Raw genomic sequence first — 20717 nt, 5'->3', positions numbered from 1 at the left:
ACAGGGGCTCAGTGGCACGTCGGCTCAGCCGTACACACCACGGGCCTGGTCGCGGACGATCCGACCGCCCTCGATCTCGATGACGCGACGGCGCATCTGGTTGACGATGTTCGAGTCGTGGGTGACCATCACGACGGTCGTGCCGGTCCGGTTGATCCGGTCCAGCAGGCGCATGATCTCGATGGAGGTGTCCGGGTCGAGGTTACCGGTGGGCTCGTCGGCCAGCAGGATCAGCGGCCGGTTCACGAACGCGCGCGCCACCGCGACGCGCTGCTGCTCACCACCGGACAGCTCGTGCGGGTAGCGGTGCTCCTTGCCGCCGAGGCCGACCAGCTCCAGCACCTCCGGCACCACGCGGCGGGCGACCGCCTTGGACTTGCCGATGACCTCGAGTGCGAACGCGACGTTCTCGTAGGCCGTCTTGTTCGGCAGCAGGCGGAAGTCCTGGAAGACGCAGCCGATCGAGCGGCGGAAGCTGGGAATTTTCCACGACCGCATGGAGCTGATCTCTTTGCCGTTCACGATGACCTTGCCCTTGTTGGGCTTGATCTCGTGCAGCATGAGCTTGACGATGCTTGATTTGCCGGAGCCGGACGGACCGATGAAGAAGACGAAGTCCCCCTTCTCGATCGAGACCGACACGTCGTCCAGTGAGGGCCGGGACGCCTTAGGGTAGGTCTTGGTCACGTGCTCAAGTCGAATCACGGCGGAGAGTCTACGCGGTGTCGCCGTTTCGCCAAGCCCGCAGGGGTTGAGATGCCGGTATTGCCGTGAATGTTCCCGGAAAATTCCGTGATCTGCCCGTGATCAACTGTCACCGACAGTAGTCACTTCACCCGGGCGGGCGATGCCGCAGAGATGTCCATACATGAAAGAAACTCCGCCCGGCTGCGAGGACAGCCGGGCGGAACAGGACTCACTCAGCCGATCAGGCGGCGGCTTCCAGCTCGTTCTGCTTGCGCCAGCGGATGCCGGCCTCGACGAAGCTGTCGATCTCGCCGTCGAAGACCGCCGACGGGTTGCCCGTCTCGAACTCGGTGCGCAGATCCTTGACCATCTGGTACGGGTGCAGCACGTACGAGCGCATCTGGTCGCCCCAGGAACCGGCCGCGTCGGTCTTCAGGCCCTCCATCTTGGCCCGCTCCTCCTGGCGCTTGCGCTCCAGCAGGCGGGCCTGCAGCACGCGCAGCGCCGAGGCCTTGTTCTGCAGCTGGGACTTCTCGTTCTGGCAGGTCACCACGATGCCGGTCGGGATGTGCGTGATGCGCACCGCCGAGTCGGTCGTGTTGACGCTCTGCCCGCCGGGACCGCTGGAGCGGTAGACGTCGACCTTCATCTCGTTCTCGGGGATGTCGATGTGGTCCGTCTGCTCCACCACCGGCAGCACCTCGACCCCGGCGAAGCTGGTCTGGCGGCGGCCCTGGTTGTCGAACGGGCTGATGCGCACCAGGCGGTGGGTGCCCGACTCGACCGACAGCGTGCCGTAGGCGTACGGCGCCTTCACCGCGAACGTGGCCGACTTCAGACCGGCCTCCTCCGCGTACGAGGTGTCGTAGACCTCGGTCTGGTAGCCGTGGCGCTCGGCCCAGCGCAGGTACATGCGCAGCAGCATCTCGGCGAAGTCCGCCGCGTCCACGCCGCCCGCGCCCGCCCGGATGGCGACCAGTGCCTCACGGGAGTCGTACTCGCCGGAGAGCAGGGTGCGCACCTCCAGCTCCTCGACCGCCTTGGCCAGCGAGGTCAGCTCCGTGCCGACCTCGGCCATGGAGGAGGCGTCGTTCTCGTCCTCGGCCAGCTCCATCAGCACCGCGACGTCGTCGATCCGCCCGCGCAGCTTGGTCAGCCTGTTGATCTCACCGGTCGCGTACGCCAGCTGGGAGGTGACCTCCTGCGCCTTGGCCTGGTCGTCCCACAGGTCCGGGGCCGAGGCCGCCTCCTCGAGCCGCTCCTTGTCCCGGCGCAGCCGGGCGATGTCGAGCACGGACTCGATGTTGCGCATGGTCGCGTCAAGGTTCTTGAGCTGATCGGCGTAGTCGGCAGTCACGACAACAAGACTAGTGGCACCGGCCGCACGGTTTTCCGGGGCGCTCCCGCGACTTGACAGCGGCCACTGTCGCAGCAATAGTAAACCTACTTTCCTATTATGCGAGGAGGGCACGTGGCACGGCTCGCCGGTTCGTCCAAGCTGCTCCGGGCCATGAACGAGAGCGCGACCATGGCGCTGCTCATAGATCGGGGCACGCTCACCCGCGGCGAGCTGCGGGAGCTGACCGGCCTGTCCAAGCCGACCACCTCCGACGTGCTGCGCACGCTCACCGAGGCGGGGCTGGCGGTCGTCGTGGGCCACACCAGCGGCGGTCCCGGCCCCAATGCGGAGGTTTACGCGGTCAACCCGGCCGCAGCGACGGTGCTGGCGATCTCGGTACGGGACGTGAGCGAGACGTTACACGCCCCGTTCGAGGCGGCGCTGTGCGATCTCAGCGGAGCGGTGCTGGCCCGCGCGGCGTACCCCAGCGACCCGGCCGACGGCGACCCGGTCGGCACGGTGCGGGCGATCGCCGGCGACCTGTGCGCCCGCGCCGGGCTGAGCCGCGACCGCGTCACCCACCTGCACCTGGGCGTGCCCGGCTCGTACGACCCCGGCACGGGCGCCATCCGGCACATCGACGTCACCGGCTGGGGCCGCCCAGGGGTGGTCCCCGAGCTGGCCGCCGCGCTGGGCGTGACCGTCGAGGCGGACAACGACGTGAACCTGGCGGCGATCGCCGAACGGCACCGCGGCGCGGCCGCGGGCAGCGGCAGTTTCGCCCTGCTCTGGCTGGGCGCGGGTCTGGGCTGCGCCATCGACCTGGGCGCGTCGCTGCTGCGCGGAGCGACCGGCGGGGCGGGCGAGATCGGCTACGTGCCGCTCGGCCTGGCCGCCCCCGGGCAGCCCCGCGACCTGCAGAGCCTGGCGGGCGGCCCGGCCGTGGCGGCGCTCGGCGCGGCGCACGGCTTCACCGGGGCCACCCCGGAGGAGATGGTCGCCGACGCCGTCGGCGCGGACTCCCCCGCGGCGGCCGACTTCCTCGCCGCGCTGGCCGACCGGATCGCGGTCGTGCTGGCCGTGGTCGCCGCGCTGGTCGATCCGCCGCTGGTGGTGCTGGCCGGCGAGGTCGCCCAAGCCGGCGGCGCGCGGCTGCGCGACCTGGTCACCGAGGCGTTCCACCGCAACACCCCGCTGCGCACCCCGGTCGAGGTGACCGCGCTGACCGACGACGCGGTGCTGCTCGGCGCCATGGACTCGGGCCTGCGGTCGGTGCGCGAATCCCTGGTCGACTCGCTGAACGCCCGGCCGATCCCCGGCACCGCCCCGCGCTCCGCCTGAGCCCGCGACGCCACCCGCCTGAACCACCCGTCCCCTCACCGGAAGAGCAGCAATGAAGATCGCAGTCGTGGGTGGCGGTTCCACCTACACGCCCGAGCTGGTCGACGGGTTCGCCCGGCTGGCCGGCAGCCTCGACGTCACCGAGCTGTGCCTGATCGACCCGGCCGGGTCGCGGCTGGACGTCATCGGCCCGTACGCCCGCCGCCTGATGGCCCACCACGGCCACCCCGGCACGCTGACCTGGACCACCGACCTCGACGCCGGGCTGGCCGACGCCGCCGTGGTCGTCATCCAGCTGCGCGTCGGCGGGCAGAACGCCCGCATCAGCGACGAGACCTTCCCCCTCGAATGCGGCTGCGTCGGGCAGGAGACCACCGGCGCGGGCGGCCTGGCCAAGGCGCTGCGCACGGTGCCGGTCGTGCTCGACGTGGCCGAGCGGGCCGCGCGGCTGGCCGCACCCGGCGCGTGGATCGTCGACTTCACCAACCCGGTCGGCATCGTCACCCGCGCCCTGCTGGACGCCGGGCACAGGGCGGTCGGCCTGTGCAATGTGGCCATCGGCTTCCAGCGCCGGTTCGCCGCGCTGCTGGGCGTCGAGCCGGGCGCGGTCACCCTCGACCACGTCGGCCTGAACCACCTCACCTGGGAGCGCGCCGCGTACGTCGACGGCGTCGACCGGCTGCCCGAGCTGCTCGCCGGCCACCTGGCCGAGCTGGCCGGGCCGGTGCAACTGCCGCCGTCGCTGCTGCGCCTGCTGGGCAACGTGCCGTCCTACTACCTGCGCTACTTCTACGCCCACGACGAGGTCGTGCGGGAGGAGCGCGACGCCCCGACGCGCGGGCAGAAGGTCGCCGAGATGGAGACCGAGCTGCTGAAGATGTACGCCGACCCGGCCCTGACCACCAAACCGGACCTGCTCGCCAAGCGGGGCGGGGCGTTCTACTCCGAGGCCGCCGTCGGCCTGATCACGTCACTGCTCACCGGCGACGGCGCGGTGCATGCGGTGAACCTGCGCAACGGCGGGCACCTGCCGTTCCTGCCCGACGACGCGGTGATCGAGGTCAGCGCCCGGGTGGACCGCGACGGCCCGGTGGCGGTCCAGGCCCCGCCGGTCGCCCCCGAACTGTCCGGCCTGATCTCCGGCGTCGCCGCGTACGAGGAACTGGCCGTACGCGCCGCGGTGCACGGCGGCCGCGACCGCGTCTACGCCGCGCTGCTCGCCCACCCGCTGATCGGCCAGCACGAGCACGCCGAGGCGCTGACCCTGCGCCTGCTCGCCGCCAACGCTCAGCACCTGGCCTGGGCCCGATGAGCACCCGGACCGGCCGCGCCGACCAGCGCAGTGAGGCGAAGGCATGAGCCCGGCAGAGCTGTTCATCGCCGTCGACGGCGGGAACTCCAAAACCGACGTGGTGCTCGCCGACTCGGACGGGCACGTGCACGGCTACGTCCGCGGGCCGGGCTCGTGCCCGCAGGTCATCGGCCTGGACACGGCGGTGGCGCTGTTGGACCGGCTGGTCGGCGCGGCGCTGCGGGCGGCCGAGATGCCCCCGTCCGTGCCCATCACCCGCGCCGAGGTCTACCTGTCCGGTCTCGACCTGTCCGAGGAGGTCGAGGCGGCGGCGAAGGCGGTCGCCCTGACCGGCTGGGCGGAGTCGTACCGGCTGGACAACGACACGTTCGCGTTGCTGCGGGCGGGCACCGACAGCCCGGACGCGATCGCGGTGGTGTGCGGGGCCGGGATCAACTGCGTGGGCCGCAGCGCCGACGGGCGCACGGCCCGGTTCCCGGCGCTGGGTCCGATCTCCGGCGACTGGGGCGGCGGGCTGCACCTGGCCTCGCTGGCAATGTGGCATGCGGCGCGGGCCGAGGACGGTCGTGGGCCGGCCACGGCGCTGGCCGGGGCGGTGGCGGCCCACTTCGGGCAGGCCTCCGTCAACGATGTGATCACCGGCTTGCACCTGGGCAGCCTCGGCGAGGACCGGATGATCGGGCTGAGCGAGGTGCTGTTCGCCGCCGCCGGGCAGGGTGACGAGGTCGCCCGGCGCGTGGTGGCGCGTCAGGCGACCGAGATCACGTCATTGGTGACGGTTGCCGCGGACCGGCTCGGGCTGAGGGAGGAACCGTATGCCGTTGTCCTGGGCGGTGGTGTGCTGCGCGCCCGGCATCCGTTGCTGCAGGACGCCGTGGACGCGGGGGTGAAGGCCCACTCGTCGAAGGCCCGGTTGACTGTGCTGGCACAGCCACCGGTGGTGGGAGCGGGCCTTTTCGCACTGGACGCGCTCGGCGCGGCGCCTGCCGCCGCGGCCGCGTTGCGTTCCGCGCTGGAGGAGGCACGACCGCACCTCGCCCAGCGTTGAGGCGCTACTTGGCGATGGCGGTCTTCAGCCAGTTCAATGCGGCCTTGTGGTAGGCGACGGCGAACTCCAGCCCTGCGGCGGTGAAGTCGTCGCCTTCCTTCTTGGCCTCCTTGGCCTGCTCACGGGCTTCCGCGAGCGCCTCGGTGTGATGTGAGTTGGCGCTGTTGAGCAGCGAGTCGAACTGGTTGGTCGCGTGCGTGGATCCGAACGCGACACGCAGTGCATACGGGTTGCGCACCAGCTCGCGGCCGGGCTCCTCGTTCAGCCAGCGGGCGAAGGCGCGCTTGCCCGACGCGGTGATCGCGTAGGGCTGGCTTGCCCGCGGGCCGGGCTTGCCGAGCTTGACGTAGCCGAGCTCGGCGAGGACCGGCAGTTCACGGTAGACCTGAGACCGGGTCATGGACCAGTACGGGCTGAGCCGACGTTCGGCCGCCGCCATCAGTTGGCCACCGGTCATGGGGCCGTCGTGCAGCAGGCCGAGCACGGCCGCCGCAGTAGCGTTGATTCCTACCTCTGCCATGACTCAACGCTGCCACTTTCACAGCCTTCTGTCCAGGATATCGGCCCATCCACAGTGCACATTCCCCGCCGGACAGTCCCTTTCCGACTGTCTGATCAGACAGGAATATGTCCGTTTCCTGCCCTAGACGTCCCGCCTGACGGGATAACACAAACCGCCCGATATCTCTCCCCTCGGCGTGTCGCCCCATTCACCCCCCTCCCCACCCCGCACCCCCTCACCCTCCGATCACCCCAAACCCGACATATCCACAGCTCAGTCCACAACCTCCCCCGTGAAGATCACGATTTCGTGTCAGAAGGCTGAGTCCGACCCGAGCTATCGGCACGAAATGGCGATCATGCGCCGACATCGGACACGCGACCGGCGCGGCGGGAGCGGAGCGGGCGCGGCGGTCAGAGGGCGGCGCGAAGGGCCCAGAGGGCGGGGTAGAAGCGGGTGTCCAGGCGGGAGCGGAGGTAGGGGCTGCCCGCGGAGCCGCCGGTGCCGGGTTTCGCGCCGATCTGGCGTTCGGCCATCAGCACGTGCCGCGCGCGCCACAGCGACCACGCCTGGTCGTGGGCGATCAGCGCCTCGGCCAGGTCCCACAGCGCACCGTGGCGCTCCCGGTCGCGCGCGATGGACACCAGCGCCGCCAGCACCTCCTCGTCGGAGCCGACGGCGAAGCCGTGCGCGGCCAGCAGCGCCAGGTAGCCGTCCCAGAGGGTCGGTTCGGCCAGCCGGCGGCGCAGCCGCTCCTCCTCGGCCGGCGCCAGCCCGCGCAGCCGCTCCAGGAATCCGGGGTCCTTGAGGCCGGAGATGAACTCGATCTCGCGGAACTGGGCGGACTGGAACCCGGACGCGGGCGCGAGCAAAGTGCGGAAGGCGAGGAAGTCCTGCGGGGTCATCGTGTCGATGACGTCGACCTGGCCGACCAGCAGCATCTCGACCGCGTGGCAGCGCTCCAGGCGCACCCGGGGCAGGTAGCTCTCCCCCGCCAGCATCCGGTCCCGGGCGTCGGCCAGCTCGTGCAGCAGCAGCTGGAACCACAGCTCGTACGCCTGGTGGATGGTGATGAACAGCAGCTCGTCGTGGGCGGCCGGGGCGGACTGCGGCACCTGCTGGGCCAGCAGCTCGGGCACCCGCAGGTAGGTGCCGTAGGTGAGGCGTCCGCCCTGCTCCCCGAAGCTCTGCACGCAGTCACGGTAACCCAGACATATACGAAAGAAGGGACCGTATCCCTCGATACGGTCCCTTCTTGATCAGCGTGTCACGAACGCGGGTGGTCGGTGTCCATGTGCGGGTAACGGTGGTCGGTCGGCGGGACGAACGTCTCCTTGATGGTCCGCGGGGACATCCAGCGGATCAGGTTGTGCCAGGAGCCCGCCTTGTCGTTGGTGCCCGAGGCCCGGCCGCCGCCGAACGGCTGCTGGCCGACGACCGCACCGGTCGGCTTGTCGTTGAGGTAGAAGTTGCCCGCCGCGAACCGCAGCTCGTGCGACATCCACTCCAGTGCCCGCCGGTCCTGCGCGAAGATCGCACCGGTCAGTGCGTACGGCGCCACGCTCTCCATCTGCTTGACCACGGAGGCGAAGTCGGCGTCGTCGTAGACGTACACGGCCAGGATCGGCCCGAAGTACTCGGTGGTGAACACCTCGTTGGCCGGGTCGGTGCAGACGATCACGGTCGGCTGCACGAAGTAGCCGACGCTGTCGTCCGCCTCGCCACCGGCGATGATCTCGCAGGACTCCGACGCCTTCGCCTTCTCCAGCGCGGCCGCGTGCCGGGCGAAGGCCCGGTCGTCGATCACCGCGCCGCCGAAGTTGCGGAAGTCGGTGACGTCGCCGTAGGTCAGCGACTCGGTGTCGGCGACGAGCTGGTCGCGCACCCCCGCGTCCCACAGCGAGCGGGGCACGTACGCCCGCGACGCGGCGGAGCACTTCTGCCCCTGGTACTCGAACGCGCCCCGGACCATGGCGGTGACCAGCGCGGCCGGGTCGGCCGACGGGTGCGCGACGATGAAGTCCTTGCCGCCGGTCTCGCCGACGATGCGCGGGTACGAGCGGTAGCCGGCGATGTTGTCGCCGATCTGCTTCCACAGGTGCTGGAAGACCCGGGTGGAGCCGGTGAAGTGGATGCCGGCCAGGTCCGGGTCGGCGAGCGCGACCTCGGAGACGGCCAGGCCGTCGCCGGTGACCATGTTGATGACGCCCGGGGGCAGGCCCGCCTCCTCGAACAGCCGCATCAGGAAGTGCGCCGAGAACTGCTGGGTGTGCGCCGGCTTCCAGAGCACCGTGTTGCCCATCAGGGCCGGGGTCGCCGGCAGGTTGCCCGCGATGGCGGTGAAGTTGAACGGCGTGACCGCGTAGACGAAGCCTTCGAGGGGGCGGTGGTCGAAGCGGTTCCACACCCCGGCCGAGGAGACCGGCTGCTCGGCCAGCAGCTTGCGGCCGAACTGCACGTTGAAGCGCAGGAAGTCGATCAGCTCGCAGGCCGAGTCGATCTCCGCCTGCTGCACGGTCTTCGACTGGCCGAGCATGGTGGCGCCGTTGAGGGTGTCGCGCCACGGGCCGGAGAGCAGATCGGCGGCCTTCAGGAAGATCGCGGCGCGGTCGTCGAACGACATATCACGCCAAAGAGGGGCGGCTTTCTTCGCGGCCGTCACCGCCGCCACCGCATCGGCGTTGGTGGCATTGTGGGTGACTCCCAGCACATGCGCGTGCTTGTGCGGCTGGACGACGTGGATCGCGTTGCCGCCACCCATACGTTGCTGCCCGTCGATGGTCATCGTCAGCTCGAGCTGCTCCGAGGCGAGCTCCCCGAGGCGTTTGTGCAGACGGGATCGCTCAGCGCTGCCCGGTGCGTAGGTGTGCACCGGCTCGTTGTGCGGCTCGGGCACCACGGATACGGCGTCCATCGATGGCTCCTCCGGTCGGAAGGTTCGTCAACGTTCTTTGCATACTTGCACGCAAAGTACCGCCACAGCCCGGCCCGGCGGCAGACATGTGATCCGTTCGACCATGACCGGCTCGGCGACCATCGGGTCGGCCGCGATCCGGGCCAGGTCACCGGGCTCGCCCTACCGCTCCAGCCTACCCACCCCTCCGGCCTGGCTAGGCTAGGTCGCCGGACCATGGAGCCCCGCTCGTCCAGGCCTGCCGCGCGATCGGCGGGCCGGGCGGCCGGACCGGTTCCACCGGTGGCCCCGCGCCAGCCGTCCAGGCCCTTCCGACACGGGGCCGCCGCGGCGAGCACCACGCCGTCGGCAGGCCCACTGTCGCCCAACAGGAGACCACGATGACCGAGCCCGCGATCGCCACGTCCGCCCACCCTCAGCGCAAGGCCGGCACGAAGCTGCCCGCCGCGCCGGAGGCGCCGCGTACGCCGTCCACGACCGGCTGGCTGGCCTTCTCGGCCCTGGCCTGGCTCCTGGTGACCCTGCTCTTCTACCGGACCGCGTTCACCGGCGAGGCGGGCGACTGGAGCCTGGTGATGGCGGCCATCCTGCTGCCGCAGGTGATCCAGGCCAACCTGCTCGCCGGGGCGGCGGTGGGGCTGTGGTCCACGCTCGTGCTGGGCCGCCGCAAGCCGTGGGCGGAGCGGGGCATCGGCCGCTGGGTTGTGGGAACGGCCGCCGGTCTGCTCACCGGCACGCTGGCCAGCGGTGCCGTCCTGCTGGCGTACGGCATGTCGGCCCGTGCCGTCGGTGTGGTCGCGGTCGCCGTCGGGGTGGCCGGGGCGCTCGGCGGGGCACTGGGCGCGATCCGCCCGGCCCGCATCCTCGCCGCGGGCCTGTCCGCCACGCTGCTGGTGCTGGTCTTCCTCAACGTGGTGGCGCTGTTCTCCACGCCGCTGCTGGACGCGTTCGGCAGCGGAGACACCGCGGCCGAACGCTACTCGGCGAACGGGCTGCTGGCAGGCACCACCGCGATCATCGCGGGGCTGCTCGCCGGACTCGTCGCGTACTGGCGCATCCGGCGTGCGGCGGCGCGCAGCGGGGACACCCCGAAGTGGCCGGTCTACCTGGCCGCGGGCGCGTCCGCCGGGCTGCTGCTGATCGTCGCCCACTTCTGCACCCGGCTGGGCGTCGCCCAGCTGCTCTCGCTGGCCGAGGGCGAGATCTCCGCGGACACCGAGATCCTGTCCTTCATCGCGGCGTCGCGCCTGAACACCGGCCTGGTCGTGCTGTTCGTCGGCGCGATCACCACGACCATCGCGTACGGCCGGACGCTGCCGAAGGCCGTCCGGGACTGACTCCGGCTCACCGGAGGAGCTCGTCGAGCTCCTCCGGGGCGTACCACAGCAGGTCCAGATCCTCGGCCGAGTCGACGGTGAACTGCGCGTCCGGGTCGCCGCCGGCGGCCCGCTCGACGACCTCGGCGGCCTCGGCCACCACCGGCTCCGCCTCGGCCTCGTCCACATGGAACGCGGCGATCGCAGCGCGGCGCACCGCGCCGTTCAGCCGGACCGTGCTGGTGCCCAGGTCGCGGTTCTCGACGGTCACCTGGCTCGCGGGCACGTCGGCGGAGATCACCACACGTCGCCGGGGGGCGGACGGGTCGTCGCGCAGCAGGCGCAGCGCGTCCTGGGCGGCCCGCATGAACGCGACGTACTCCAGCTCCTCCTCGTCGCCCTCGGCGTACCACTCGCGCAGGGCCGGGGTCACCGTGTGCGCGGCCACCCCGGGCAGCTCACCGGCCTCGCGCAACGCCGCGACCAGCCGCACCGTCGCCGGCAGGTACACCCTCACGAGATCGTTCGCCACGTCGGACCCCTCCGTCCCCGTTCCACTGCGCACAGTCTCGCACGGCGACACCGGACTCCCCGCGCCACACCATCCGATGGCAAACTGAAGCAACCGCACGAATCAGCCCCTCTTCAGGAGATCCGCCGCCATGACCCAGCCGCTGTCCCGCTTCCTCACCCTGGAGCAGGTCGCCGAGGAGCTCAGCACCTCCACCGCGCAGATCTACGCGCTGGTCCGGCGAGGCGAGCTGCCCGCCATCCGGCTGGGCGGCCGGGGTCAGTGGCGGGTGGAGCGGGCCCGGCTGGAGGACTTCATCGCCCAGCTCTACGACGAGGCCCAGCAGTACGTGAAGGACAACCCGCTGTCCGGCGGCGAGGACTGACACCCCGACCCGGGCATCCACCGCATCAAGATCGCAAGATTGGCATTGACCGATCCCTCGTTCGCCAGCTACAAATGTCAAACGGAGGCAAACTCAAGCAAACTCAAGATCAAAGGTGGTGGTCCCGATGACGGCGCTCGCCGTTCCGGCCGGATCCGTCCGCATCCATCGCGCACCCCCGCTCGATCCGCCGTTCGACGACGAGCTGCGCCCCACCACCTACCGGCCGGTGCGGCCCGAGCCATGCGAGATCATCCCGCCGGAGGCCGTCGCCGGGGCCTCGCCCGAGTGCCACACCGCGGCCCTGCGCTTCCTGAACCTGTGCCTGGAGCTGTTCAACGGCTTCCGCTCCCCCGGCCAGCTGCGCCCGCTGCTGCGCGTCACCGAGGCCAACGACGTGCTCGAGGAGCTGGCCCGCGGACTGCGTCGGCTGGCCGCGCTGCGCCGCGCCGTGCCGTCGGGAACGCCACGCTGCCCGGTGCGCCGCCGCCAGCTCAGAACCTGCGAACCTCGCCCCGGCGTCGCCGAGGTCGCCGCCGTGCTCAGCGACGGACGCACCACCTGGTCGGTGGCGTACCGCCTGGAGCGCGACACCACGGGCTGGCGCTGCACCGCTCTGCTGGTGCTGCTCTGACTCCCGGGGCGGGCGGCTGCACCCCTGACACCGCGTCGTCCGTCCCGGGCTCCACAGCGAAGAAGGACCGGCCGACGGCCGGTCCTTCTTCGCTGTACCTCGACGATCTTGCCCGAATGGCCCCTTCGCGGGGGGTCAGCCGCGCAAGATCGTCGTCAGGGTCAGGCGGCGCCGTGGCAGCGCTTGTACTTCTTGCCCGAGCCGCAGGGGCAGGGGCTGTTGCGGGACGCGGGGGCGGCCACCGCACCGCGGGCGGCGCTGCGGGGAGACGGCTTGCGGCCGCCGTCGCCGCCGCTGTTGCCGATGCCGAGTGCCGGAGCCTGCTGCACCTGGGGTGCGCCCGAGCCGGCGGCGCCGTCGATCGTCGGCGAGGTGTACTGCACCCGCTGCGGCTGCTGCCGCTGGCCCAGGCCCTTGGCCCGGACCTCGACGTGCGACTCGCCGTCGGGCAGCGGCACACCGGGCGTGGACGGCTCGGCCGGTGCCTGCTCGACCTGGACCTCCAGGTTGAACAGGAAGCCGACGGCCTCCTCCTTGATGCCCTCCATCATCTGGGCGAACATGTCGAAGCCCTCGCGCTGGTACTCGACCAGCGGGTCACGCTGGGCGTAGGCCCGCAGGCCGACGCCCTCCTGGAGGTAGTCCATCTCGTAGAGGTGCTCGCGCCACTTGCGGTCGATGACGGCCAGCAGCACCTGGCGCTCCAGCTCGCGCATCGCCTCCGGGCCGAGCTGCTCCTCGCGCCGGTCGTACGCGTCGTGCGCGTCCTGCTTCATCCGCTCCACGAGGAACTCGTGGTCGAAGGTGGTGCGCTCGGCGCCCGCCTCCTCCTCCAGCTCCTCGATCGTGACGGTGACCGGGTAGAGCTGCTTGAGATTGGTCCAGAGCTGGTCGAGGTCCCAGTCCTCGGCGTACTCCTTGCCGGTGCCGACGGTGCCGCCGGAGACGTACGCCGCGACCACGTCGTCGATCATGGTGTCGATCTGGTCGTGCAGGTCCTCGCCGTTCAGCACGCGCCTGCGCTCGGCGTAGACCACCTGGCGCTGCTTGTTCATGACCTCGTCGTACTTGAGCACGTTCTTGCGGATCTCGGCGTTCTGGGCCTCGATCTGCGTCTGCGCGCCACGGATCTGACGGGTCACCATCTTCGACTCGATCGGCACGTCGTCCGGGATGTTGAAGCGGTCCATGACCGCCTCGACCGCACCGGAGCGGAAGCGCCGCATCAGGTCGTCCTGCAACGACAGGTAGAAGCGCGACTCGCCCGGGTCGCCCTGGCGGCCGGCGCGACCGCGCAGCTGGTTGTCGATCCGGCGGGACTCGTGCCGCTCGGTGCCCAGCACGTAGAGGCCGCCGGCGCCGGTGACCTCCTCGGCCTCGGCCGCGCAGGCCTCCTCCCAGGTGGGCAGGATCTCCTCGAGCGCCTTGTAGTAGTCGTCGCCGTGCTCCTCCTCGGTGAGGCCGCGCTGGCGCAGCTCCGCCGCAGCGAGGAACTCGGGGTTGCCGCCGAGCAGGATGTCCGTGCCACGGCCGGCCATGTTGGTGGCCACCGTGACGCCGCCCTTGCGGCCCGCCTGCGCGATGATCTCCGCCTCGCGGGCGTGGTACTTCGCGTTGAGGACCGCGTGCGGGATGCCCTTGCGGCGCAGCAGCTGCGACAGGATCTCGGAGTTCTCCACGGAGACCGTGCCGACCAGCACCGGCTGGCCGGTGGCGTGGCGCTCGGCGATGTCCTCGACGACCGCCTGGAACTTCGCCTTCTCGGTCTTGTAGATGACGTCCGACTTGTCCTGGCGGACCATCGGGCGGTGCGTCGGGATGCTCACCACGCCGACGTTGTAGACCTTGTTGAACTCGCCCGCCTCGGTCTGCGCGGTGCCGGTCATGCCGGAGAGCTTCTCGTACATGCGGAAGTAGTTCTGCAGGGTGACCGTGGCCAGGGTCTGGTTCTCCTGCTTGATCTCGACGCCTTCCTTGGCCTCGATCGCCTGGTGCATGCCCTCGTTGTAGCGGCGGCCGTGCAGGATGCGGCCCGTGAACTCGTCGACGATCAGGACCTCGCCGTCGGAGACGATGTAGTCCTTGTCCTTCTTGAACAGCTCCTTGGCCTTGATGGCGTTGTTCAGGTAGCCGACCAGCGGGGTGTTCACCGACTCGTACAGGTTGTCGATGCCCAGGCGGTCCTCGACCCGCGAGACGCCGCGCTCGGTTACGGCGACCGTGCGCTTGGACTCGTCGACCTCGTAGTCGCCCGAACCGTCCTTGCCGCGCTCCAGGCGGGCCACCACCGCGGAGAACTCGCCGTACCACCGCTGCGACTGCTCGGCCGGGCCGGAGATGATCAGCGGCGTGCGGGCCTCGTCGATGAGGATCGAGTCGACCTCGTCGACGATCGCGAAGCCGTGGCCGCGCTGCACCATGTCCGCGGCGGACCAGGCCATGTTGTCGCGCAGGTAGTCGAAGCCGAACTCGTTGTTCGTGCCGTACGTGATGTCGCAGTCGTAGGCCGCGCGGTGCTCGTCGGACGGGCGGTTGGGCAGCACCGTCCCGACGGTCAGGCCGAGGAAGCGGTGCACCCGCCCCATCCACTCGGCGTCACGCTGGGCCAGGTAGTCGTTGACCGTGATGACGTGCACGCCCTTGCCGGCCAGCGCGTTGAGATAGGCCGGCAGGGTGGACACGAGGGTCTTGCCCTCACCGGTCTTCATCTCGGCGATGTTGCCGAAGTGCAGCGCCGCGCCGCCCATGATCTGCACGTCGTAGTGACGCTTGTGCAGCACCCGCTTGGCGGCCTCGCGCACCGTGGCGAACGCCTCGGGGAGCAGGTCGTCCAGGGTCTCCCCGTCGGCGAGGCGCTCCCGGTACTGGTCAGTCAGCGCCCGCAGCTCGGCATCGCTGAGGTCGACGTAGTTCTCCTCGATGGAGTTGACGGCGTCGGCGATGGCCTTGAGCCGACGGAGCATCCGCCCCTCACCGGCACGGAGGATCTTCTCGAAAATCGACACGGGTGTTCAACGCTCCCTAGACAGTCTGCCGACCCATCGTAGGCGCATCGGACGGCGAATCGTCACCCCCAGGGAAGCGATCCGGCAGAATCGGGCACGAAGTCACAAACCTCCAGGCCCGGAGCCCGGCCGTACGGAGTCGTTCGCGGGCGCCCGGACCACGGTCGCCGGGGAGACGGCCGCCACGACGTCAGCACGCCGAGCCGGCCGCCCCCGTACCCCCTGACGCCGGGCCGGGCCGCACCGCTCACGATCACCATGGTGGTCACCCCAGCCGCCGCCGCGCTGCCGCTATGCTGCCGACTGCTGCGCTCCGCCTGCCGTGATCACGTCGGTCCAGGTCAGCAGCATGCGGGCAGGTACGCCTGCCTGCGGTCGCCCGCGTTAGCCGACTGGAGGGGACCGTGACCGACCGGCCGCCGCGCTTCGAACTGCTGGGCCCGCTGCGGGCGTGGCACGGCAGCACGGAGCTCGACCTGGGGCCCGGCAAGCAGCGGGCGGTGCTGGCGATGCTGGTGCTGCACGCCAACCGGCCGGTCGCCCCCGCCGCCATCATCGACGCGGTGTGGCAGGACGACCCGCCGGAGAACGGCCCGAACGTCGTGCAGAAGTACGTCGCCGGCCTGCGCCGGGCGCTGGACCCCGCGCACTCGCCCCGCAACCCGGGCGGCCTGATCACGCTCACCCCGGCCGGCTACCTGCTCACGATCCCTGCGGGCAGCCTCGACACGGACGTCTTCGCCCGGCAGGTGTCCCGCGCGCAGGCGCTGCGCGGCGAGCGGCGACTGCTGGAGGCGGTCGCGGTGCTGCGGGAGGCGACGTCGCTGTGGCGGGCCGAACCGCTGGGCGGCCTGCCCGGCCCGGCCTTCGACGCGGCCCGCGAGCGGCTGCTGGAAAGCCGCGCCGCGGCGCTGGAGACGATGGTCGAGCTGGAGCTTGAGCTGGGCCGCCACGTCGACGCGGCGACCCGGCTGGTGGGGCTGGTGGCCGAGTTCCCGCTCCGGGAAGGGCTGCGCCACCTGCTGATCCTGGCGCTCTACCGGTGTGGCCGGCAGGCAGAGGCACTGGCCGCGTACCGCGACGCCCGCGCGCTGCTGGCCGACGAGTTCGGCGTCGAGCCCGGCGAGCGGCTGCAGCAGCTGCACCGGGCCATCCTGCAGGGCGACCCGGCACTGCTGCGCCCCGCCGCGTTCGCGCACGCCGGGGCGCCGGCGCCCGCCATACACGCCGGACCGCCGGGCGGCTTCGCGCCGCCGCCCTACCCGCTACCGCTCCCACCGACGGGGCACCCGGGCGCCGTGTACGCGCCACCCGGCGCTTGGACGCCGTACAGCATGCCGGTCTGGGCGCCCTACCCACAGCCCCCGGCCCGGCCGGTGGACACGGCCGGCACGCTGCGCATCGTGCTCGCCGCGATCGGTGGTGCGGTGCCCCTGCTGTCCTGCGGCTTCGCCAGTTTCGCGGTGATGGGATTCTTCGCCGCGTACCGGCGCAGCTGGCGGATCGGCCTGTGCGCCGCCGTCTACCTGGCCCTGGCCGTGGTCGCGTGGACCACCGTCGACACCGACTCCGAGCAGGTCACCGCCAGCGACGACATCTCGATGCTGGCGGTGCTGGTGATGTGGGTCGGCGGCATCGCGCAGGGCGTGTTCCTGGGTCTGGACAAGCCGCGCCACCGGCCCTCGCCCACCGCGGTGCAGGCCATCGAGCTGCGGGTGCGCCGGGAGCAGGCGCGCCGGCTGATGACCCAGCATCCCGACATCGCCCGGCGCCTGCACATCGGCCGCCCCGACCTGGCGCCCGCCTACGACGACGGCGGTCTGGTCGACGTCAACGGCGTGCCCGCCGAGGTGCTGGCCCGGGTGCCGGGGATCAGCCCGGAGCAGGCCCGGCGCATCGTCGAGCACCGCACCGCGGCGGGTCCGCTGCTTACCGTCGACCAGCTCGTCGACCACCAGCTGCTGCCCCGACAGCTTGTCGACGAGCAGCGGGACGTACTGGTCGCGCTGGTCTGACGGGGTAATCCGCGTGCCGGTCCGCGGACGGATATGCCAGGGTGAGGCCCATGACCGACCTGTACGACGACCCCCAACCGGTCCTGCACACCGTCACCGACCGGGGCGCCGCGCTCGCCCTGCGCCCGGCGCAGCTCGGCGACGCGCCGGGCGTTCTGGCCGCCTGCATCGACCCGGAGACCCTGCGCTGGACCACGGTGCCCCTCGAATACGACCACGAGAAGGCGCTCGGCTTCGTGAACGACTACGCCCCCGGCTGGTGGCTGCGCCGGCAGGGCGCCGCGTTCGTCATCGCCGACGCCCACGACGCCTACGTGGGCCAGATCGACCTGCGCGTCTCCGGTGACCCGCAGGTCGCCGACGTCGGATTCCTCACCGCGCCGCACGCCCGCGGCCACGGCTACATGAGCGCCGCGCTGCGCGCCGTCGCCGAGTGGGGCATCCGCGAGCTCGGCCTGGCCCGGGTGGAGTGGAAGGCGTACGTCGGCAACGACGGCTCGCGCCGCGTGGCCGAGAAGGCGGGCTTCGCCTACGAGGGCGTCCAGCGCAACGGCTGCGCCCACCGCGGCGAGCGCCGCGACGCCTGGGTCGCGGCCATGGTCCGGGAGGACCTGGTCACCGGCGAGGGGAAGGCATGAGCGAGTGTCGCGAGCGAATCAGCAGGCTCGGTGATGCCGCCGACGAGCGCAGCGAGGAGAGGGCATGAGCGAGTGTCGCGAGCGAATCAGCAGGCTCGGTGATGCCGCCGACGAGCGCAGCGAGGAGAAGGCATGAGCGAGTGTCGCGAGCGAATCAGCAGGCTCGGTGATGCCGCCGACGAGCGCAGCGAGGAGAAGGCATGAGCGAGTGTCGCGAGCGAATCAGCAGGCTCGGTGATGCCGCCGACGAGCGCAGCGAGGAGAAGGCATGACCGGGCCGCGTGAGCCGCTGACGATCGACGGCGGCACGGTGCGGCTGCGGCCCTGGCGCATCCGCGACGCCGATCAGCTGCGTGCGGCCTGCGACGATCCGGTGACGGCGCACTTCATGGCGGCGATGCCCGCGCCGTACACGATGGAGCATGCCCGGTGGTGGATCACCGAGGGATCGCCGGAGAACTGGCAGACGGGTGGGGCGTCCTGGGCGGTGGTCGATCCGGTCACCGACGAGGTGCTGGGCGGGGCCGGGCTGAGCCACCTGCTGGAGGACCGCCGCCAGGCCGAGGTCGGCTACTGGGTCGCGCCGTGGGCACGCCGCCGGGGCGTGGCCACCGCGGCCGCCCGTGCCATCACCGACTGGGCGTTCGGCACGCTGGGCATGATCCGCATGGAGCTGTTCACGGTGCCGGACAACGCGGCCAGCCAGCGGGTCGCGCTGGCGGCGGGCTTCACCCGCGAGGGTGTACGCCGTGGCGCGTCCACCCGCCGCGACGGCTCCCACGGCGACTACGTGGCGTTCGTCCGGCTGGCCGGCGACCCGCCCGGCCCGGTGCCGCCCGGCCTGCCCGAGCTCCCCGGCGGCGAACTGACCGACGGACGGGTGCGGCTGCGCCGGATCACAACGGCCGACGCCGAGGACTACTTCGCGCTGGCTGAGCTGCCGGAGGTGGCCCGCAGCAACGTCGGCGGCCCGATCACCCTGGACGGGGTGCGCGAACGCTGCGCCTGCGCCGAGGCCGACTGGCTGGCGGGCACCCGCGCCACCTGCGTCATCCTGGACGCCGACAGCGGTGCGTTCGCCGGTGAGATCGGCCTGTACTACCACGAGCGTTTCCTGCAGCAGGCGATCCTCGGCTACGCCCTGCGCCCGGAGTTCCGCGGACGGGGTTTCGCCACCGCTGCCGCCCGGCTGCTCAGCGACTGGGCGATGGAGCAGGCCGGTGTGGTGCGTGTGGTCGCCGGGACGTTTCCCTACAACGAGGCGTCGCGGCGGGTGCTGGAGCGGGCCGGATTCGAGCTCGAGGGAACGCTCAAGGCGCGGCTGCCCACGCGGGACGGCACGCGCGTCGACGACATCCAGTACGTGCGGATCGCCGAGAAGTACCGCTGACACGAAGGATCGGCCTGTCCCATCCTCGGGATGGGACAGGCCGATGCCTGCCTATCGGTTCACCAGGCCAGCGTCAGGAGGCCGTAGTCGTACGCCTTGCGGCGGTAGACGACGCAGGGCCGGCCGCTGTCCTTGTCGTGGAACAGGTAGAAGTCGTGCCCGACCAGCTCCATCTGGTACAGGGCGTCGTCGACTGTCATCGGCTCACCGGAGAACTCCTTCTCCCGCACGATGTGCCACGGCTGGTCCTGGTCCTCCAGGGCGTCCATCGGCCCGCCCGCGCCGTTGGCGGAGCGCGCGAGCGTGGCGGTGGCCGTGCCGCCCGTGGGGGGTTCGAACAGGGCCAAGTTCGCGGTGGCCTCGGCGACGGAGAGCGGGGCGCGACGGCCGCGGTGCACCCGGCGGCGATCAGCGGCCTTGCGCAGGCGGCGGTCGAGCCGCTCCACAGCCTCGTCCAGTGCGGAGTAGAAGTCGCTGGCGGCACCGCAGGCGCGGATGACGGGGCCGCGGGTCACGCAGGTGATCTCGATGTGCTGGCAGGAATCAGCTTGGCGCGGGTTGCGCTCGTGGATTAGCTCGACGTCGAATTCAATGATCTTCTGGTCGTAACGCTCAACTTTTTGCAGCTTGTCGGCTACATGTACCCGGAAATGATCCGGAACCTCGACATTACGACCCTTGACCTCGATGTCCACGCCTGACCTCCCACGGTCTGTCCGAGTGCGGAACACCCCGGCAACTGGTGTCCGGGGCGCACTTCTGTAAGCCCCTTCCGACGCTCTCGTTCACCGCTGAGCGGTGACCTCCATCAGGTGGTTGGCTTCTGACGCTAGCCTCTTGTCAGCCACTCGTCATCCCTTGTACCAAGACTGTTTTGACGAGATTCGCCCTTTCGGTACCGCGCGTCACGGAGCCGTCACCCAGCATCGATCCAGCCATTATCCGAAGATTACGGCTATATTGCGCGCTGCGGCAGGTAACGGCGTGTCGCGGCCAGCGCCACGCACGCGTCGACCCGCAGGCCCGCGCTGTCCAGCAGCACCGATGCGGCCGCCAGGGTCGCCCCGGTGGTCACGATGTCGTCCAACAGGACCGTCACGGACCCGGGCGCGGCGCGCCGGGCCCGCTCCACCGCCCCGCCCCGCAGCACGAACGCGCCCGCCGCGCCCGCGGCCCGCTGGGCCGACGACAGGTGCGCCGAATCCGCCTTCGGCAGCGCGCGCAGCGGGGCGGCGACGCCGGCCTGCCGACCGGCCTCACGCAGCCGCTGCGCCGCGGCACGGGCCAGCCGGAGCATGTGGTCGCCGTGGCGGGCCCGGGCCGCCTCGGCCGTGTCCGGGACGTAGAGCAACAGCAGCGGGCGCCCCGGGGCCGCCGTGGCCGCGACCGCCTCAGCCAGCAGCGCGCCCAGCGGCCGGGCCAGCCGGTGCCGGCCGCGCTCCTTGAAGCCGAGGATCAGCTCCCGCAGCCGCCCGTCGTAGGCGCCCAGCGCCACGCAGGCGGGCAGCCCGTCCGGGGCGGGGTCAGGGCGGGTCGGTGCCGCGCGCAGCGACTCGACCACCCGTGCGCAGTCCGCGCACACCTCATAGCGCAGCGGCTGAGCGGATTCGCCGCACCCGGCACAGGACGCGGGCAGCACCAGGTCGACCAGTGCCTGCAACAGCGCCCCGACCGGCACGG

18 protein-coding genes are annotated in these 20717 nt (G+C 71.3%); 9 read left to right on the top strand and 9 right to left on the bottom strand.

The annotated features are described in order from the left end of the window. Positions 1 to 24: 24 nt before the first annotated feature. Positions 25 to 705, bottom strand: coding sequence for a cell division ATP-binding protein FtsE (ftsE, locus tag FLL47_RS19805; protein WP_144121995.1), 681 nt, complete (start codon positions 703 to 705; stop codon positions 25 to 27). A gap of 223 nt (positions 706 to 928) precedes the next feature. Beyond that, positions 929 to 2044, bottom strand: a complete 1116-nt coding sequence (gene prfB / locus FLL47_RS19800; protein WP_425457727.1) for a peptide chain release factor 2 — start codon at positions 2042 to 2044, stop codon at positions 929 to 931. Positions 2045 to 2158: 114 nt separating this feature from the next. Here prfB and FLL47_RS19795 point away from each other — a divergent pair, with 114 nt between their 5' ends. From FLL47_RS19795 to FLL47_RS19785, 3 genes are read left to right on the top strand one after another with little or no spacing between them, the layout of a single operon-like run. Beyond that, a complete protein-coding gene (locus FLL47_RS19795) occupies positions 2159 to 3367 on the top strand; it encodes an ROK family transcriptional regulator (RefSeq protein WP_144121994.1) in 1209 nt (402 codons plus the stop codon). A 52-nt stretch (positions 3368 to 3419) separates the two neighbouring features. Beyond that, positions 3420 to 4679: a 6-phospho-beta-glucosidase gene (locus FLL47_RS19790; RefSeq protein WP_144121993.1), complete on the top strand. Its 1260-nt coding sequence runs from the start codon at positions 3420 to 3422 to the stop codon at positions 4677 to 4679. 43 nt (positions 4680 to 4722) lie between these two features. Continuing rightward, entirely contained in the window at positions 4723 to 5727 is a 1005-nt protein-coding gene (locus FLL47_RS19785) for an N-acetylglucosamine kinase (protein ID WP_144121992.1), read from the top strand. Between the two features lie 4 nt (positions 5728 to 5731). Here FLL47_RS19785 and FLL47_RS19780 read toward each other — a convergent pair whose 3' ends face one another. The 3 genes from FLL47_RS19780 to pruA all read right to left on the bottom strand — a co-directional run bounded on the left by FLL47_RS19780 (position 5732) and on the right by pruA (position 9143). Further along, positions 5732 to 6247 carry a PadR family transcriptional regulator gene (locus tag FLL47_RS19780; RefSeq protein WP_120316849.1) on the bottom strand — a complete coding sequence of 172 codons (516 nt, stop codon included), beginning with the start codon at positions 6245 to 6247 and terminating at the stop codon, positions 5732 to 5734. 395 nt (positions 6248 to 6642) lie between these two features. Continuing rightward, positions 6643 to 7422 carry a tryptophan 2,3-dioxygenase gene (locus tag FLL47_RS19775; RefSeq protein WP_246158249.1) on the bottom strand — a complete coding sequence of 260 codons (780 nt, stop codon included), beginning with the start codon at positions 7420 to 7422 and terminating at the stop codon, positions 6643 to 6645. Positions 7423 to 7496: 74 nt separating this feature from the next. Beyond that, positions 7497 to 9143 carry an L-glutamate gamma-semialdehyde dehydrogenase gene (gene pruA / locus FLL47_RS19770; protein ID WP_144121990.1) on the bottom strand — a complete coding sequence of 549 codons (1647 nt, stop codon included), beginning with the start codon at positions 9141 to 9143 and terminating at the stop codon, positions 7497 to 7499. Between the two features lie 380 nt (positions 9144 to 9523). On the opposite strand from pruA, the gene FLL47_RS19765 reads away from it, so the two are divergent. After that, positions 9524 to 10480, top strand: a complete 957-nt coding sequence (locus FLL47_RS19765) for a hypothetical protein (protein ID WP_144121989.1) — start codon at positions 9524 to 9526, stop codon at positions 10478 to 10480. Positions 10481 to 10487: 7 nt separating this feature from the next. Here FLL47_RS19765 and FLL47_RS19760 read toward each other — a convergent pair whose 3' ends face one another. After that, positions 10488 to 10991, bottom strand: coding sequence for a DUF6912 family protein (locus FLL47_RS19760; protein WP_144121988.1), 504 nt, complete (start codon positions 10989 to 10991; stop codon positions 10488 to 10490). Positions 10992 to 11121: 130 nt separating this feature from the next. On the opposite strand from FLL47_RS19760, the gene FLL47_RS19755 reads away from it, so the two are divergent. Both FLL47_RS19755 and FLL47_RS19750 read left to right on the top strand, forming a co-directional pair. Beyond that, the gene (locus FLL47_RS19755; RefSeq protein WP_144121987.1) at positions 11122 to 11355 is read left to right on the top strand and encodes a helix-turn-helix transcriptional regulator; all 234 of its coding nucleotides are present in this window, start codon (positions 11122 to 11124) and stop codon (positions 11353 to 11355) included. 127 nt (positions 11356 to 11482) lie between these two features. Next, positions 11483 to 11989: an Rv3235 family protein gene (locus tag FLL47_RS19750; RefSeq protein WP_144121986.1), complete on the top strand. Its 507-nt coding sequence runs from the start codon at positions 11483 to 11485 to the stop codon at positions 11987 to 11989. A gap of 161 nt (positions 11990 to 12150) precedes the next feature. On the opposite strand, the gene secA is transcribed toward FLL47_RS19750, so the two are convergent. Beyond that, positions 12151 to 14994 (bottom strand): preprotein translocase subunit SecA, encoded by a 2844-nt coding sequence (gene secA, locus FLL47_RS19745; protein WP_144121985.1) that lies wholly within the window; start codon positions 14992 to 14994, stop codon positions 12151 to 12153. A gap of 404 nt (positions 14995 to 15398) precedes the next feature. Between secA and FLL47_RS19740 the strand changes: the two genes are divergently transcribed. The 3 genes from FLL47_RS19740 to FLL47_RS19730 all read left to right on the top strand — a co-directional run bounded on the left by FLL47_RS19740 (position 15399) and on the right by FLL47_RS19730 (position 19037). Beyond that, a complete protein-coding gene (locus tag FLL47_RS19740) occupies positions 15399 to 17009 on the top strand; it encodes a BTAD domain-containing putative transcriptional regulator (RefSeq protein ID WP_144121984.1) in 1611 nt (536 codons plus the stop codon). A gap of 50 nt (positions 17010 to 17059) precedes the next feature. Further along, the gene (locus FLL47_RS19735; protein WP_144121983.1) at positions 17060 to 17647 is read left to right on the top strand and encodes a GNAT family N-acetyltransferase; all 588 of its coding nucleotides are present in this window, start codon (positions 17060 to 17062) and stop codon (positions 17645 to 17647) included. A gap of 268 nt (positions 17648 to 17915) precedes the next feature. Continuing rightward, on the top strand, positions 17916 to 19037 hold the full coding sequence (locus tag FLL47_RS19730) for a GNAT family N-acetyltransferase (protein WP_144121982.1): 1122 nt from the start codon (positions 17916 to 17918) through the stop codon (positions 19035 to 19037). 59 nt (positions 19038 to 19096) lie between these two features. Here the strand turns inward: FLL47_RS19730 and hpf are convergent, their stop codons facing one another. Continuing rightward, positions 19097 to 19732, bottom strand: a complete 636-nt coding sequence (gene hpf / locus FLL47_RS19725) for a ribosome hibernation-promoting factor, HPF/YfiA family (protein ID WP_144121981.1) — start codon at positions 19730 to 19732, stop codon at positions 19097 to 19099. A gap of 260 nt (positions 19733 to 19992) precedes the next feature. Next, complete coding sequence (locus FLL47_RS19720; RefSeq protein ID WP_144121980.1) at positions 19993 to 20715, bottom strand: ComF family protein; 723 nt, start codon at positions 20713 to 20715, stop codon at positions 19993 to 19995. Positions 20716 to 20717: the final 2 nt, after the last annotated feature.

Origin of the sequence: Catellatospora sichuanensis (genome assembly GCF_007483665.1) — a bacterium.
In the GTDB taxonomy this organism is placed as follows: domain Bacteria; phylum Actinomycetota; class Actinomycetes; order Mycobacteriales; family Micromonosporaceae; genus Catellatospora; species Catellatospora sichuanensis.
The sequence above is the reverse complement of the archived record's forward strand: the minus strand, read 5'-3'. Positions and strand labels throughout refer to the sequence as shown.

Excerpts from the sequence above, each read along its gene's own strand:
- FLL47_RS19790 (WP_144121993.1), top strand. The coding sequence starts at position 3,420 with ATGAAGATCGCAGTCGTGGGTGGCGGTTCCACCTACACGCCCGAGCTG.
- FLL47_RS19785 (WP_144121992.1), top strand. The coding sequence starts at position 4,723 with ATGAGCCCGGCAGAGCTGTTCATCGCCGTCGACGGCGGGAACTCCAAA.
- FLL47_RS19780 (WP_120316849.1), bottom strand. The coding sequence starts at position 6,247 with ATGGCAGAGGTAGGAATCAACGCTACTGCGGCGGCCGTGCTCGGCCTG.
- pruA (WP_144121990.1), bottom strand. The coding sequence starts at position 9,143 with ATGGACGCCGTATCCGTGGTGCCCGAGCCGCACAACGAGCCGGTGCAC.
- FLL47_RS19765 (WP_144121989.1), top strand. The coding sequence starts at position 9,524 with ATGACCGAGCCCGCGATCGCCACGTCCGCCCACCCTCAGCGCAAGGCC.
- FLL47_RS19755 (WP_144121987.1), top strand. The coding sequence starts at position 11,122 with ATGACCCAGCCGCTGTCCCGCTTCCTCACCCTGGAGCAGGTCGCCGAG.
- FLL47_RS19750 (WP_144121986.1), top strand. The coding sequence starts at position 11,483 with ATGACGGCGCTCGCCGTTCCGGCCGGATCCGTCCGCATCCATCGCGCA.
- FLL47_RS19735 (WP_144121983.1), top strand. The coding sequence starts at position 17,060 with ATGACCGACCTGTACGACGACCCCCAACCGGTCCTGCACACCGTCACC.
- FLL47_RS19730 (WP_144121982.1), top strand. The coding sequence starts at position 17,916 with ATGACCGGGCCGCGTGAGCCGCTGACGATCGACGGCGGCACGGTGCGG.